The organism is Alloiococcus sp. CFN-8 (assembly GCF_049943125.1).
In the GTDB taxonomy this organism is placed as follows: domain Bacteria; phylum Bacillota; class Clostridia; order Clostridiales; family Clostridiaceae; genus JAEXZL01.
Window position 1 is genome coordinate 3,694,965 of record NZ_CP188040.1, and the last position, 15,146, is coordinate 3,710,110.

Below are 15,146 nucleotides of genomic sequence, written 5' to 3' on the forward strand. Positions count from 1 at the left end.
ATAATAACACAAAAAGCATCTTAGAGGATACTTTTTGTGTTATAATAAAAGAAATCTTTCAGTGTGGAGGAAAAACTCATGCTCGAGAGCACAGTAGAACTCGCAGAAAATAAGCTTATTGTTTTATATATAATAGAAAAAGTTAATTATCCTATATCAAATACTCAGCTATCGGAAATAGTATTAGAAAATAACTTGATGAACTACTTTGTTTTTCAACAATATTTAACTGAACTAATTTCCTCCAAGTTTATTCTGGAAAAAAATCAAGATAACAAACCTTTATTATTAATATCTGATAAAGGCTCTAGAGTATTAAATTTATTTAACCAGAGAATATCTCCTTTCAAAATAAATATAATAGATGAGTATCTAAAAAATCACATAGCACAGATAAAAAAAGAAAGAACTATCCATGGTGACTATACAATAACAGAGGATAATACTTTTTTAGTAGAACTTAAAGCCATGGAGGGCAGCTATATCATTATAGATTTAAAGCTTTCTGTAGCTACAAAAAAGCAAGCTCAGGATATTTGCAACAAATGGAATAATAACTCATCAGAACTATATAATAAAATTCTTAAAACCTTAATTGATTAATTAAGCATCATACCATTAGGCTCCTTCCCTAAGGGTATGATTTTTGTTTTTTTATTATATAAACTATATAGTAAAAGTGAGTTGCTGTGGCTGTCACCTATATACAGCTCTTTATTATTTTTAAGGATAGCCATGGGAGTACCTTTTATAAATATCCGTTCCTTCTCCCTCATATTACCTACATCAACAATGCTGATGCTGCCATCATTAAAATTTGCAACATAAGCCTCATCTTCACTACTATCCCACACTATATCAGCTGGATAATTACCCGTGTATAACTCCTGTAGAATCATACCAGTATTCAAGCTTATCTTTTTAATAATTCCAGGTCTATCTGCACCCATATAGCTTTCACAAACTAATACATTTTCGCCCTTATCAATGAATATTGCCTTAGTGGGATAGTGTTTCACTTTAATTTCTCTAATTATAGAATTATCATTACAATTAATAAGTAATATATTATTACCAAGCATGTTTGTAATTATCCCTAAGCCTTTTTCAGTACAAATATCAATACGATGAGGATATACTCCAGAATAAATACATTCCTCTATCCTGTTATTTTTAAGATCAAAAATAACTAAAGAATTTCCCTCACCACATAGAATATAAGCTTTATCTCCATAAACCTTAATATCATTAGGCTGTGCCCCTATATCATAATATTCTCTATACTGATGGTTACTTTTGTGAACCTTTACTAAGGAAGAATTATATTTGTTTATAATTACAAGAAAATCCCCATAACAATCCAAACTATAAGGACCAATCTTTTCATTATAAGAAGTGAAATTTATTTTGCTTTCTTTATAGCTATTGAGATTTAATTCAGTTATATAATCAGAACCTGTATTACAAATGTATAGCTTATCCATCAACCCTCCAATAGCGATTACTGCCTATAAATAATATATGCACTTCTGTAATATTTGCTCTATTCTATATTATTTTAAATAACTTTCTTTATTTTATATTGTATATATTCTAAATAATTTATCTGTTATATAATAACAAAGGGGTGATTATGTAATGATATACTATACTAACGGAGTTTGCTCAAAAGAAATATACATAGAGCTAGAGAGGGATACAATAAAAGAGGTGGAGTTTAAAGCTGGCTGCCCTGGCAATCTCATTGGGATTTCACAGCTGGTAAAGGGAATGAAGGTTCAGGAAGCAATTAAAAGATTAAAGGGAATAAAATGCGGCACCAAAAACACTTCATGCCCTGACCAATTAGCCCTCGCTTTAGAGTCCATGAAATAATTATATTTACTAAAGAAAAAAACCAGCTTACGCTGGTTTTTTTGTATATTAATTTAAGCTCTCTATTCTGCTTAATACTGCCTTTAGCATCTCTTCGTATTTCTTTCCTTTTTCCTTTTCTTCATTTACTACTGCTTCTGGAGCCTTAGCCACAAACTTTTCATTTGACAGCTTCTTAGAAACCCTAAGTATCTCGCTCTGCAGCTTTTCCTTTTCCTTATTTAGCCTTTCTATTTCCTTATCCTTATCGATAAGCTCTAGAAGCGGCATGAAGAATTCCCCTCCAGTGGAAACAGCAGAAACAAGATTTTTTGAAAGATTTTCTTTATTATCTAAGAATACAACCTCACTGGCAGAGGCTAGCTGCTTAATATAGTCTTTACCTTTTTCTAAAGCAGCTTCAGCTCCCTTAGAAGGATATATCATTAATTTAGCCTTTTTAGAAGGGGGTACATTTATTTCTGCCCTAACATTTCGTACAGCCTTTATACCTTCGATCACTATAGCCATTTCTTCCTCTATAACCTTATCAATAGCAGCAGAATCTGCCTTTGGCCAGTTAGCTATGGAAATACTTTCTTCTTCTGTTAAATGAGTATATATTTCTTCTGTTATAAAAGGCATAACAGGATGAAGTAGCTTAAGAGCACTGGAAAGAACCTGATATAAAACATTAAATACTCTTCCCTTATCCTCTTTATTTTCACCATATAATACTGGCTTAACAAGCTCTATATACCAATCGCAGAACTCTGTCCAAATAAAATCATAGACCTTTTGAAGGGCTATACCTATTTCAAACTTATCAAGATTATCTGTTACTTCCTTAATTAATGTATTTGCTCTAGATAGTATCCATCTATCAGCTAAGGAATAATCCTTATTATTTATATTTTCCTTCATCAGTTCTCTATCTAGATTCATCATAACGAATCTTGAAGCATTCCAAATCTTATTAGCAAAGTTTCTAGCTGCTTCTACTCTTTCAGGATAGAACCTAATATCATTACCAGGAGCATTTCCTGTTACTAACATAAATCTTAAGGCATCTGCACCATAATTATCTATTACCTCAAGAGGGTCTACTCCATTACCTAAGGATTTTGACATCTTTCTTCCTTGATCATCTCGAACAATTCCATGGAAAAGAACATTTTCAAAGGGTACTTCTCCCATATTATAAAGACCTGAGAAAATCATTCTTGCAACCCAGAAAAATATAATATCATATCCAGTAACCAGTGTGCTTGTTGGATAGAAATACTTCAGATCCTCTGTTTTATCAGGCCAGCCTAAAGTAGAGAAAGGCCATAGAGCTGAGCTGAACCAGGTATCTAAAACATCTTTGTCCTGTACTAGCTTATCACAGCCGCATTTATCACAATGGCTAGGTTCATTTTCAGCTACTATTATTTCCTGACAGTCTTCACAATACCATACTGGTATTCTATGTCCCCACCACAGCTGTCTTGAAATACACCAGTCCTGAATATTTTCCATCCAGTTAAAATAAGTTTTCTCAAACCTCTCAGGTATGAGCTTAGTCTTTTTGGTTTTAACAGCTTCAATTGCCGGCTCAGCTAGAGTTTCCATCTTTACATACCACTGCTTAGAAATCATAGGCTCAATAACTGTGCTGCACCTATCATGTACTCCTACATTATGACTATGAGGTTTTATCTTAACAAGGAGCCCAGCTTCCTCTAGGTCTTTTACGATAGCTTTTCTCGCTTCATATCTTTCAAGACCTTGATACCTTCCTCCTTGCTCATTAATAAAGCCTTTATCATTCATAATCTTAACTTCTGGAAGGTTATGCCTCTTACCTACCTGGTAATCATTTGGATCATGAGCTGGTGTTATCTTTACAGCACCAGTTCCAAATTCAATATCCACATAATCATCAGCTATTATTGGTATCTCTCTATTAACCAGTGGGAGGAGCAGCTTTTTGCCAACGAGACTTGCATATCTTTCATCCTTTGGATTAACAGCAACTGCTGTATCACCCAGCATAGTTTCAGGTCTAGTGGTAGCTATTTCTATAAACTCCTCACTACCAACAACAGGATACTTAATATGCCAAAAGCTTCCCTGCATCTCTTCATACTCAATTTCTGCATCTGATATAGCCGTTTGACATTTAGGACACCAATTGGTTATTCTCTTTCCCTGATATATTAGTCCGTCTTCATAAAGCTTAACAAAAACATGTCTAACAGCTTTATTTAGATTTTCATCCATGGTAAAGGCCTCTCTGGAAAAGTCTGCAGATACACCTAGCTTTTTAAGCTGAGTTCTTATTCTATCTCTATAAGTATCTGACCATTCCCATACCTTTTCTAGAAAGGCTTCTCTTCCTATTTCCTTCTTGTCAATGCCCTGCTTCAATAATTCCTTTTCTACTCTAACCTCCGTTGCAATGCTTGCATGGTCCTCTCCTGGAAGCCAAAGAGCAGAATAACCCTGCATTCTTTTAAATCTAATAAGGATATCCTGTAGGGTGTTATCCAACGCATGACCTAAATGAAGCTGTCCTGTAATATTTGGAGGTGGCATTACTATTGTATAAGGCTTTTTATTTTTATCCACCTTAGGGGTAAAATATCTTTTATCCTCCCAATTTTTATATATTCTATTTTCAAATTCCTTTGGATTATAAGTGGTTGCAATACTTTTCTTCTCTTCCATAGCTCTTCCTCCTATTTTTGTAAATAAAAAGAGCCTTCATCCAAAAGGACGAAGACTCGCGGTACCACCTTTTTTCCCACAAACATGGGCTCTCATAAAGTAACGGCATGGCTGCCGTCTTTACTTACTAAATTCAGTAAAGAAGCTCTAAAGCTACCTTCAGGAAGTCCGATAAATAAGGTTTTTCAGCCAAGAACCCTAATCTCTGATTATCTTTAATCCTTACTCCTCTTTTTCATAGCTATTAAATATAAATTATTAATTTAATTATATAGTAAAATGTATTAATGTCAATAATAGCTGTATACTTTTTTATAATTTTCCTGCCACTGCTGCCTCTTCTTCTACCTTTATTTTTTCTCCTTCTATATTCTTGAAGGCCGTTGCCATCATCAGCTTTATTCTGTTCAATTGATTTACCTCACTGGCCCCTGGATCATAATCAACAGGAGTTATATTTGCATAAGGGTATATATTCCTCAAGGTTTTTATCATTCCCTTACCTGTAACATGATTAGGTAAGCAGGCAAAAGGCTGGAGACATAATATATTGTTTATTCCCTCATCTAAAAGCTCCATCATCTCAGCAGTTAAAAACCAACCCTCACCAGTTTGGTTTCCTATTGATAAAACTCTCGATGCCTTTCCTGCCATTTTATCTATCGCTATAGGGTGACTAAATCTCTTGCTTTCTTTTAAGCATTCCTCTATAGAACTTCTGTATAGCTTTAGTACCTTGATAATAGTATTTGATCCAAAATAACTATTCTTAGTATTATATAATTTCTCATAGTTATACACTCCATTATAGGCACAGTAGAGAAAGAAATCTATAAGGTCAGGAACTACCGCCTCTCCTCCCTCAGCTTCTATTATCCTTACTATATCATTGTTAGCTAAAGGATGATATTTAACTAATATCTCTCCAACTACCCCAATCCTTGGCTTTCTCTTATCCACAATTTCTAAATTATCGAACTCCTCTATGATAGCTCTGGTATTTTTCCTGAAGGCTTTAAAATCTCCCTTTTGTATATTTCTCTTTGCTCTTTCCGCCCATATCCTATAAAGCTTATCTGAAGAGCCATGAACCTCTTCATAAGGTCTAACTTTATATAAAACTCTCATAAACAGGTCTCCATAAAGTATAGCCATAACTGCACGATTAATTAATGGCAGAGAAAATCTGAAGCCCTTTTGCTTCTCATAGCCTATGGTATTAAGAGATATAATCGGTATATTACCGAAACCGGCTTCTCTTAAGGCTTTCTTTAAAAATCCTATATAATTTGTTGCTCTACAGCCTCCACCAGTTTGAGTAATCATTACTGAAGTATTATTTAAATCATACCTTCCTGATTTTAAAGCATGAATAAGCTGGCCAATTACAATTATTGAAGGATAGCAGGCATCATTATTTACATACCTTAAGCCTTCTTCTATGATACTTTTATCCCTATCAACTAATACCCTCAGGTTATACCCTGATGAATTAAAAGCCTCCTCTAGAAGCTCGAAGTGTATAGGTGACATCTGTGGTGCTAAAATAGTATGTCTTTTTGCCATTGTCCTAGTAAAGGGGAGCTTTCTATATTCGTAGCTGCTTTCTTCAGCCGTTTTATAATTATCTCCTCTATCTAAAAGAGCAGCCTTTAATGAGCGAATTCTTATTCTAACAGCACCAAGATTATTTACCTCATCAATCTTTATTAAAGTAAAAATCTTATTTTTTGAATTTAGTATCTCCTGAACCTGATCAGAGGTTACAGCATCTAGACCACAGCCGAAGGAGTTAAGCTGTATCAGCTCTAAATTATCATTTCTAGATACATACTCTGCAGCATTATACAGCCTTGTATGGTACATCCACTGGTCTACTACTCTTAGTGGCCTATTAAGTTCCCCCAGGTGAGCAATGGAGTCCTCAGTAAGTACTGCCATATCATAACTGGTAACTATGTTTGGAAGACCATGATTTATTTCTGGGTCAATGTGATAAGGTCTTCCACATAAAACAATACCTTTTTTATTTTCTCTTTTTAAATATTCAAGAACCTCTTCACCTTTATCTCTAATATCCTGCTTAAAGGCATTATCCTCTTCTATGGCCTTATTTAAAGCTCTAAATATTTCATCCTTACTTATGTTTAACCTCTTAAAGGACTCATATATAATATCAATAAATTTATCTTTATTGTTTAAAGAAATAAATGGATTGATAAACTCAACACTATGGTCATAGATATCTTCCACATTATTCTTAATTACCTCTGGATAGGAGGTAACAATCGGACAATTGTAAGAATTATTTGCTCCTTTATCCTCCTTTTTTTCAACAGTGATACAGGGATAGAATATTCTTTTTACCCCTTTATTAATAAGGTCAATGATATGACCATGACTGAGCTTAGCTGGATAACAGGCAGATTCAGAAGGAATTGTCTCTATTCCAAGCTCATATATATTCTTATTAGAAGGTGATGATAATTTAACCCTAAATCTTAACTCAGTAAAAAAGGTAAACCAAAAAGGATAATTTTCATACATATTAAGAACCCTAGGTATACCTATTATTCCTCTAAAAGCCTCTTCCACCTTTAAAGGCTTATAGGAGAAAAGCCTCTTATATTTGTAATCATAAAGATTAGGAATTCCTTCTTTATGTATTAGCTTTCCTGTTGGCCTCTCACATCTGTTTCCTGTGATATAATCCTCTTCATTATTGAAATGATTAATAGTTAATAAGCAATGGTTATTACAAAGAGAGCATCTTTTCATTTCGGTATCAAAGGTAAAGCTTAGAAGCTCTTTTTCACTAAGTAGTTCAGTAGAATCATTAGAATTACAACGTTCCTTTGAGATTATAGCTGCTCCAAAAGCTCCCATAAGCCCGGCTATATCTGGTCTAACAACATTTTTTCCCAGAAGCTTTTCAAAGCTTCTCAGTACTGCGTCGTTATAAAAGGTTCCACCCTGTACTATTATTTTGTCCCCTATCTCTTCTTCATTTCTAACTTTAATAACCTTATATAATGCATTTTTTATTACTGAATAGCATAACCCAGCTGAAATATCCCCAACCGTTGCCCCTTCCTTCTGAGCCTGCTTCACCTTTGAATTCATAAACACAGTGCATCTTGAACCTAAATCCACCGGCGCTTCAGCAAATAACGCTTCCTTAGCAAAATCCTGAACTGAATAGTTTAAAGAGTTTGCAAAGCTTTCAATAAAGGAACCACAGCCTGAAGAGCAGGCTTCATTTAATAAGATGCTATCAATGACCTCTTCTTTAATTTTCAAGCATTTCATATCCTGTCCGCCAATATCTAAAATAAACTCTACTCCAGGAAGGAAATGCTTTGCTGCCTTATAGTGAGCTATAGTTTCTATTTCCCCTAAATCAATTTTTAAAGCAGCCTTTATCAGGCCCTCACCATAGCCAGTGATTGTGGATCCAACGATATTTGCTTCCTTAGGCAGACTCTTATACATATCCTTTAAGGCGTCAATTGTTTGTTCTAAAGGATTTCCCCTGTTGCTACCATAATATTTATATAAGATATTGTAATCCTCATCTATGAGCACAACCTTAGTTGTAGTTGAACCTGCATCAATTCCTAAATAACAGCTACCTCTAAAGGTAGTAAGCTCTCTATAGGCCGCTGTGTTCCTCCTATGTCTTTTATTAAAGGAGATATATTCCTCCTCGTCTTTAAACAATGATTCCAGTGTGTTAATCTCAAGTTCCTGCGCTGTTTTCATCTTTTGACAGCTTACCATTAAAAGGCTAAAAGGAACTCCCTGAGCTTCAATGGAGGAAAAAGCTGCCCCTAAAGCCACAAAAAACTCCCCATTCTCCGGAAATATTATTTTGTCATCTGTGAGCTTTAAGGTTTCAATAAATCTTCTTCTAAGTTCAGATAAAAAATTTAATGGTCCACCTAGAAAAGCCACTTTACCTTTTATAGGATGTCCACAAGCTAGTCCACTGATAGTTTGATTAACCACTGCCTGGAAAATAGAAGCGGCAATATCCTCCTTTCTGGCTCCCTCATTCAATAAAGGCTGTATATCAGTTTTTGCAAAAACTCCACAGCGAGAGGCTATGGGATATATAACCTTATACCCTTTAGCTATATGATTAAGTCCCTCTGCATCAGTCTGAAGCAGTGCTGCCATCTGATCTATAAAAGCTCCTGTACCGCCAGCACAGGTTCCATTCATTCGCTGTTCAATAGTTTTATCAAAAAAAGTTATCTTAGCATCCTCTCCCCCAAGCTCTAAAGCAACCTCTGTTTCTGGTATTAGCTTCTCTACCGCATTAGTTGAAGCTATAACTTCCTGAACAAAGGGAATATTCAGCCATTTTGACACAGACAAACCTCCTGAGCCCGTTACAGTTATATTAATAACACTTCTCTTTAATATCCCCGAAATCTCAAAAATAAGCTTAATTATTGTGCTCTTTATGTCTGAATAATGTCTTTGATAACTCTTAAAAATTATATTATTTTTTTCATCTAACAATACCAGCTTAACAGTGGTAGAGCCTACATCTAGACCAATATAATACTTTTCAGCCATTTTGTTACCTCCCAAATGTAACAAGTAAACATTTTCAAATACTGATTAAAATTAATATTTCAAACTCTGTATATTATTGATATTAATGTCAACTATTATAAAGAATAAGTAAATTATATATGAATATATATGTAAGAATAATAAGTACAAAGGAGTGCGTTATGGATTATTTCAATGCTGCTAATGAATGCTATAAAACTAAAGATTATAAAAAAGCTATATCCTTATACCAAATGGCAATTGATAATAAAGATAATGAAGCCAGTGCCTATTACAATTCTGCTGTGTGCTTTATTAAGCTATGTCAATATGAACCAGCAATTGAATTGATTAATAAGGCTCTAAAAATAAAAAAAGAGAGTAAGTATTATTTTAATTTGGCTTACTGCTATGCCATGACAAAAAATAACAAAAAAGCATTACAGTACTTTAACACCAGCTGGGCCATGGATAACGAAGATAAAGAATGTGAAAAAGCCATTAAGCTTATTCTAAAAAATATATGTAAGCATCCCTAATGAGATGCTTATTTTTTTATATATTAATATATTTTACCACTGACCGATTACTTGCTCATTGCGATGATCTAGATTAAATCTATCACTATTAAAATAATTTGCTCCCTTATAAAAGGTTGTATCCACCTGAATCCATCTATCCTCATCCTCTAAATATACCTCATTCCAAGCATGGCTTATCCAGGCAACTCCATTATAGCCTTCTCCTGTAATCATCCTAACCTCCAGTCCTGCAGCTATACACATAGCAACGTATAACGATGCATAGTCAAAGCAGATTCCTTTTTTACTTCTGAAAGCTTCAATAGCCCCTGAACCAGTAGAGAAATCATTGCTTAATATCCTTTCTGCTTTCGCATCATCATACTGAATATTACTGCCCACATAGGTATAGAGAGTTCTTGCCTTACTTCTATCACTATCTAGACCTTCAGTTAGACTAACAGCAGTATAATCAATATTCTCGTCACTTTTGATTGCCTCCTCTAAAGTAACACCATTATAATAAACTATCTGTTTATTATTAAAGGTAATATCCTTCAGAGACTTTATATCTTCCCAAGGAGTAACAGTACTTCCATCCCTTATCTGAATCTTAAAGGAATCATCTATAATATCTGGAAGAGCTTGTGCCAGGCTTGAATTAGTAGCAGGTCTAACAACCCTTTCTGTTATAGCTACATAAACCTTTGAGTCCTGTATTTCTTCATTAAGGTTATAAGGTAAATTTATCTGAGTTATTAAATTTAATATAAACACTGCTATAATTATATTGCTTATTGCTCTTGGGAGCTGGAATAAAGCTCCTACAAAAGCTTTTATACCATTACTTTTATTTATAGTTATCCTATTAATAAAATTCATAATAGGATAAAAGGTAATATTGTTTATAAGATCAAAAATAAACATTATTATTCTCTGAAATATAAAAAACAGAATTGGTAGAATTACAAAATAAATTATATAAAACTTTTGTGAAATAAGTGTGAATATATCTTTTGATAAATAATTATATAACAAGCTCCCACTACTTAATATATATTTTTTAATTATATGATTTGATATAATTAAAGCTAGCAAAAAAGCTATGCTACCTTCCACTCCTCTTATCTCACTCTTACTATATCTTACATCATATTTATAGATAACTCCCCAGATAACTGGAAGAATAAATATAGCTAAAAGTATAATAGATACATAATTAAACCTCATATCAATAACATTAATCCTCCTGCTGCTCCAACAGCCTTCTGCTAACCTTTTTTATCATGTCATAGCCATACCCTCTTGAAAGTAAAAATGTAGATAGCTTTTGGGTAATCTTAAAGGCATCTGTTTCTCTCTTTATAAGCTGCTGATATTTTTTTTCAGCCAAATTATATGCAGCCTCCTCCAGTGAATTATCATCAATATTTTTCAGCTCACTCTGTATGATTTCTTCTTTAATCCCTTTACTTTTCAAATTATATAAAAGCTTCATCTTCCCCTGCTTTGATAAGTTATCCTTTATATATGCTTTTACATAAACCTTATCATCAATTAGGTTATACTCTTCCATAAGCCTCATGATCTTATTAATGATTTTTTCATCATAGCCTCTACTTATAAGCTTATCTATAACCTGACTTTTTGTTTTATAACTTTTTTCTATTATCCTAAAGGCATAATTCTTTCCTTTAATAAAATTATCCTCTTCAGCAATGTCTTCAATCTCCTTAACATCAACCTTTTTACCTTTAGTTAGCTTATATCTATATACTATTTCTTCATCACAGGCAAATTTATATTCATCGTCTATATAAATATTAATTCTGTTCTTATTTTTCTTTTGTACTTCTAATTTTGTAATAATTCCTTCCACTAAAATCCTCCTTACAGGGACTTAAGAATATGAACTGTTGGTTCATTAAGCACACAGCCTGCAACACTGTAAATATGATCAGCTCTGAGTCCTTCCAATTCCTTCATTTCACTTATATACTCATAGATATCTTCATTTTCTAAGCTTTGGTGAAGCACATAATTTCCAAGCTCTGCTGGATCCTCTAGGGTGGAAAGGACTGCTGTTTTATGAACCTTTTTCATCAGTTCTACCGTTTTATCATTGAAGACAATCTCACCACTTTTAATATCCTCTATACATCTATTAATAGTTTTTATAGTCTCATTTATATTTTCTTTTGCTACGGCAGTATAAATATACAGGCTCTTAACATTTTTGCTCATATCTAAATAAGTATAAACATCATAAGCTAAGCCTCTTTTTTCTCTTAATTCTCTAAAAAGTATAGAATTAGAGCTCTCACCTAATCTCATATTCAGTATTTTTAGTGGAAGCTCCATGTCTTTATCCATGTCATGATAAGTATATAAATAGGTGACAGTAGATAGTTCCATATCCTGTTTGTGAGATACTTTTTCTACTGGTCTATTATTCTCTTTTATTATAGGAACCTCAATTGTTCTTTTCCCCTGCCAATTTGAAAAATACTCCTCTATCATAGAGAAAGCCTCTTTATGGTCATAGGATGAAACTACAGTGATTATACTATTATCAGGAGTATAATAGCTTTTATAATAATCAACAAGCATCTTCCTGCTTATTCTATTCACACTGCTCTCAGTACCTGCCACATCATGCTTTAGTGGGCTTTTATCAAAGGCCGCCTCATGTATTTTCTTCAAGCTATAGTCTTCAATATCATCTTTACTAGCCTTTATTTCTGCACAAATAACCTTTTTTTCCTTTTTAAGCTCCTCTATATCAAAAACAGGGTTTATTATCATATCACTTAAAAGCTCTAATCCATTTTTAAGCTCCTCTTTCAATGCAGTAACACCATATACAGTGCAATTATAATCCGTATAAGCATTATACTGTCCCCCAAGAAACTCCAGCTCCTCATTTAGCTTCTCATTATCTCTCTTCTCAGTTCCTTTAAAAAGCATATGCTCTATAAGATGACTGATACCTTTTTCTCTTGATGACTCATATATCGCACCTATCTTTAATCCTATATGGACAGAAGCTAATTGTGTGTCTCTTTTTATAGTAATAACCTTAAGTCCATTATTTAGTTTATGAACATATGAGTTAAAATTTAAATCCTTCATCAACGATCTCCTTAACTGATTATATATGTTTAATACATCACTATTTCCTTATCCTTGCTGTAGCAAGGGCTTCTGTAATTGCTATGCTTATAATATAGCATAGCTATACGAAAATAAATACTTTATTTCCTATATTTACTATAACATTCCACCATTAACATTTATTATTTGTCCAGTTATATATGAGGAATCTTCACTGCAGAGAAAAGCTACAACCTTTGCTACCTCTTCTGAGCTTCCCATTCTGCATAAAGGAATATCTTCCTGAATTAATTCTTTATCCTCCATTGAAAGCCAAGAATTCATTTCTGTTTCTATTACCCCTGGTGCAACGGCATTAATCCTGATATTTGATGGTCCAAGCTCCTTGGCTAACGCTTTAGTAAAGCCATTAATAGCAGCCTTTGCTGCCGAATAAACTGCCTCACAGGATGCCCCGGCTTCTCCCCATATAGAAGAAATATTAACTATCACTCCGGCCTTTCTAGCTATCATTATATCCACTATTGCTTTGGTAGTATTTATAGCACCTAACAGGTCAGTATTAATAATATTATTGATATCTTCATAGGACATATCCATGAATAGGCCTATATGAGATATACCTGCATTATTTATTAGTATATCTACCCTTCCATAATGAAGAATTGCCTCCTCCACAAGTGCTTTGGCTTCAATTGCTATGGAAACATCGGCTTTGCAGACAATAGCTGAGCCTCCATTGTTTTTTATTTCTTCTAGGAGCCTTAAGGCTTCTTCTCTGCTGCTCCTATAATTAATAACAACGCTTGCACCTTCCCTAGCCAGCTCTAAGGCTATTGCTCTTCCAATGCCTCTAGAAGCTCCAGTAACAATTGCAACCCTATTTGAAAGCTTCATTTTCTTCACTCCTAATAATTATAATAGTAAATTATATCATTAATCCTTCCTAATAGAAAAGCATGACTTATATACATAAGTCATGCCAATTATTAATTTTCTATTCCCTTAATAGCTTTTGTAGGACACTTTGTTACACATACCCCACATTGAGTACATTTATCATAGTCTACATGAGCTAAATTATTTCCAATAGTGATTGCTCCAAATTCACAATTTCTTTCACATAGACGGCAACCGATACAGCCTACAGAACAGTTTTCTCTAACATTCTTACCCATATCCTTTGAATTACAGCTAACTCTAACTCTCTTATTTTGAGGAACTATCTCTATAAGATTTTTAGGGCATATGTTGACACAGGCTCCACAGGAAGTACATTTTTCCTCATCAACAACAGCTATATCATTAACTATGGATAAGGCACCGAATTCACAGACCTTAATACAGCTTCCAAGACCTAAGCATCCATGATTGCAGGCCTTAGCACCTTCACCAGGTAGACTCATAGCCATAAGGCAATCAATTTTTTCATCATACTTATACAAATTTTTACTACTTGTACAGTCTCCATTACACTTTACATATGCAACCTTTTTTTCCGCTGCATCTACAGATACACACAATATTTCACCAATCTTTAAGGTAGTGCTGCTTCCCCCTACAGAACATCCATTAGGATTAGCATTTCCCTCTACAACAGCCTGAGCAAAAGCATCACAACCTGCAAAACCACAGCCTCCACAGTTAGCTCCTGGAAGTGCTTCTCTTACTAATGGAATCATAGGATCCACTTCAACCTGGAACTTTTGTGATGCATAGCCAAGTAATGTACCAAACACTAAGCCTAAACCGCCTAAACTAAGGACCGGAAATAATAATTCGCTAATATTCATCAGTAACTACCTCCTATAAAAGGCCCTGGAAGCCTAGAAAGGCTAAGGACATAAACCCTGCAGTAAATAACGTAATTGGCAATCCTCTAAGAGGTACTGGTATAGCTTCATTATTATCAGTCTTTTCTCTTATGAAAGCCAGTAGAAGTATTCCAAGCATATAACCTAAGGCTGCTCCTAATCCATTTGCGATACTTTCTATAAGATTATGGCTTTCTTGAACATTTAATAATGCCATACCTAGCACTGCACAGTTTGTAGTTATAAGAGGAAGGTAAATACCTAAGGATTTATATAGCCCTGGGCTCATCTTCTTAATAAACATTTCTACAAATTGAACTAGTGCTGCTATAACTAGTACAAAAGCTATAGTAGATAAATATTCTATATTTAATAATTCAAGTAATTCATAAACCAGAAAGGACATTATAGAAGCTAAGGTCATTACAAATGTTACTGCCAAACCCATTCCTAAAGCTGCGTCCTTCTTTTTAGATACTCCTAGAAAGGAGCAAATACCAAGGAACTTTGATAATAGAAAATTATTTATAAGCATGGAGCTTAAAAATATCGTAAATATTCTCATAGC

Annotated in this window: 12 protein-coding genes and 1 other annotated feature; of the genes, 3 read left to right on the forward strand and 9 right to left on the reverse strand. The window is 33.9% G+C overall.

Annotation, left to right across the window (positions count from 1 at the left end):
* Positions 1-78: 78 nt before the first annotated feature.
* Complete coding sequence (locus tag ACPWSR_RS17520) at positions 79-603, forward strand: DUF4364 family protein (RefSeq protein ID WP_426349511.1); 525 nt, start codon at positions 79-81, stop codon at positions 601-603.
* Here the strand turns inward: ACPWSR_RS17520 and ACPWSR_RS17525 are convergent.
* Entirely contained in the window at positions 600-1,484 is an 885-nt protein-coding gene (locus ACPWSR_RS17525) for a YncE family protein (RefSeq protein WP_426349512.1), read from the reverse strand. The genes ACPWSR_RS17520 and ACPWSR_RS17525 overlap by 4 nt on opposite strands.
* A gap of 154 nt (positions 1,485-1,638) precedes the next feature.
* On the opposite strand from ACPWSR_RS17525, the gene ACPWSR_RS17530 reads away from it, so the two are divergent.
* Entirely contained in the window at positions 1,639-1,875 is a 237-nt protein-coding gene (locus ACPWSR_RS17530; protein ID WP_426349513.1) for a TIGR03905 family TSCPD domain-containing protein, read from the forward strand.
* A gap of 48 nt (positions 1,876-1,923) precedes the next feature.
* Here the strand turns inward: ACPWSR_RS17530 and ACPWSR_RS17535 are convergent, their stop codons facing one another.
* Positions 1,924-4,566, reverse strand: a complete 2,643-nt coding sequence (locus tag ACPWSR_RS17535) for a valine--tRNA ligase (protein ID WP_426349514.1) — start codon at positions 4,564-4,566, stop codon at positions 1,924-1,926.
* A 41-nt stretch (positions 4,567-4,607) separates the two neighbouring features.
* Positions 4,608-4,814, reverse strand: a binding site (T-box leader).
* A gap of 64 nt (positions 4,815-4,878) precedes the next feature.
* The gene (locus tag ACPWSR_RS17540) at positions 4,879-9,150 is read right to left on the reverse strand and encodes an acyl-CoA dehydratase activase-related protein (protein WP_426349515.1); all 4,272 of its coding nucleotides are present in this window, start codon (positions 9,148-9,150) and stop codon (positions 4,879-4,881) included.
* A gap of 161 nt (positions 9,151-9,311) precedes the next feature.
* On the opposite strand from ACPWSR_RS17540, the gene ACPWSR_RS17545 reads away from it, so the two are divergent.
* Complete coding sequence (locus ACPWSR_RS17545) at positions 9,312-9,668, forward strand: tetratricopeptide repeat protein (RefSeq protein ID WP_426349516.1); 357 nt, start codon at positions 9,312-9,314, stop codon at positions 9,666-9,668.
* Positions 9,669-9,701: 33 nt separating this feature from the next.
* On the opposite strand, the gene ACPWSR_RS17550 is transcribed toward ACPWSR_RS17545, so the two are convergent.
* The 6 genes from ACPWSR_RS17550 to ACPWSR_RS17575 all read right to left on the reverse strand — a co-directional run bounded on the left by ACPWSR_RS17550 (position 9,702) and on the right by ACPWSR_RS17575 (position 15,143).
* Positions 9,702-10,532: a transglutaminase-like domain-containing protein gene (locus ACPWSR_RS17550; RefSeq protein WP_426349517.1), complete on the reverse strand. Its 831-nt coding sequence runs from the start codon at positions 10,530-10,532 to the stop codon at positions 9,702-9,704.
* A gap of 358 nt (positions 10,533-10,890) precedes the next feature.
* Positions 10,891-11,529 carry a recombination regulator RecX gene (gene recX / locus ACPWSR_RS17555; RefSeq protein WP_426349518.1) on the reverse strand — a complete coding sequence of 213 codons (639 nt, stop codon included), beginning with the start codon at positions 11,527-11,529 and terminating at the stop codon, positions 10,891-10,893.
* Between the two features lie 11 nt (positions 11,530-11,540).
* Entirely contained in the window at positions 11,541-12,782 is a 1,242-nt protein-coding gene (locus ACPWSR_RS17560) for a M16 family metallopeptidase (RefSeq protein ID WP_426349519.1), read from the reverse strand.
* A 138-nt stretch (positions 12,783-12,920) separates the two neighbouring features.
* A complete protein-coding gene (gene ymfI, locus ACPWSR_RS17565) occupies positions 12,921-13,661 on the reverse strand; it encodes an elongation factor P 5-aminopentanone reductase (protein ID WP_426349520.1) in 741 nt (246 codons plus the stop codon).
* Between the two features lie 92 nt (positions 13,662-13,753).
* The gene (locus tag ACPWSR_RS17570; protein WP_426349521.1) at positions 13,754-14,557 is read right to left on the reverse strand and encodes an RnfABCDGE type electron transport complex subunit B; all 804 of its coding nucleotides are present in this window, start codon (positions 14,555-14,557) and stop codon (positions 13,754-13,756) included.
* A 13-nt stretch (positions 14,558-14,570) separates the two neighbouring features.
* Positions 14,571-15,143, reverse strand: coding sequence for an electron transport complex protein RnfA (locus ACPWSR_RS17575; protein ID WP_426349522.1), 573 nt, complete (start codon positions 15,141-15,143; stop codon positions 14,571-14,573).
* Between the last annotated feature and the right edge of the window lie 3 nt (positions 15,144-15,146).

Bases quoted from the DNA above. Each gene is read 5' to 3' on its own strand.
- ACPWSR_RS17520 (WP_426349511.1), top strand. From the start codon at position 79: ATGCTCGAGAGCACAGTAGAACTCGCAGAAAATAAGCTTATTGTTTTA.
- ymfI (WP_426349520.1), bottom strand. From the start codon at position 13,661: ATGAAGCTTTCAAATAGGGTTGCAATTGTTACTGGAGCTTCTAGAGGC.
- ACPWSR_RS17550 (WP_426349517.1), bottom strand. From the start codon at position 10,532: ATGAATTTTATTAATAGGATAACTATAAATAAAAGTAATGGTATAAAA.
- ACPWSR_RS17540 (WP_426349515.1), bottom strand. From the start codon at position 9,150: ATGGCTGAAAAGTATTATATTGGTCTAGATGTAGGCTCTACCACTGTT.
- ACPWSR_RS17535 (WP_426349514.1), bottom strand. From the start codon at position 4,566: ATGGAAGAGAAGAAAAGTATTGCAACCACTTATAATCCAAAGGAATTT.
- ACPWSR_RS17575 (WP_426349522.1), bottom strand. From the start codon at position 15,143: ATGAGAATATTTACGATATTTTTAAGCTCCATGCTTATAAATAATTTT.
- ACPWSR_RS17525 (WP_426349512.1), bottom strand. From the start codon at position 1,484: ATGGATAAGCTATACATTTGTAATACAGGTTCTGATTATATAACTGAA.
- ACPWSR_RS17545 (WP_426349516.1), top strand. From the start codon at position 9,312: ATGGATTATTTCAATGCTGCTAATGAATGCTATAAAACTAAAGATTAT.
- ACPWSR_RS17530 (WP_426349513.1), top strand. From the start codon at position 1,639: ATGATATACTATACTAACGGAGTTTGCTCAAAAGAAATATACATAGAG.
- ACPWSR_RS17570 (WP_426349521.1), bottom strand. From the start codon at position 14,557: ATGAATATTAGCGAATTATTATTTCCGGTCCTTAGTTTAGGCGGTTTA.
- ACPWSR_RS17560 (WP_426349519.1), bottom strand. From the start codon at position 12,782: ATGAAGGATTTAAATTTTAACTCATATGTTCATAAACTAAATAATGGA.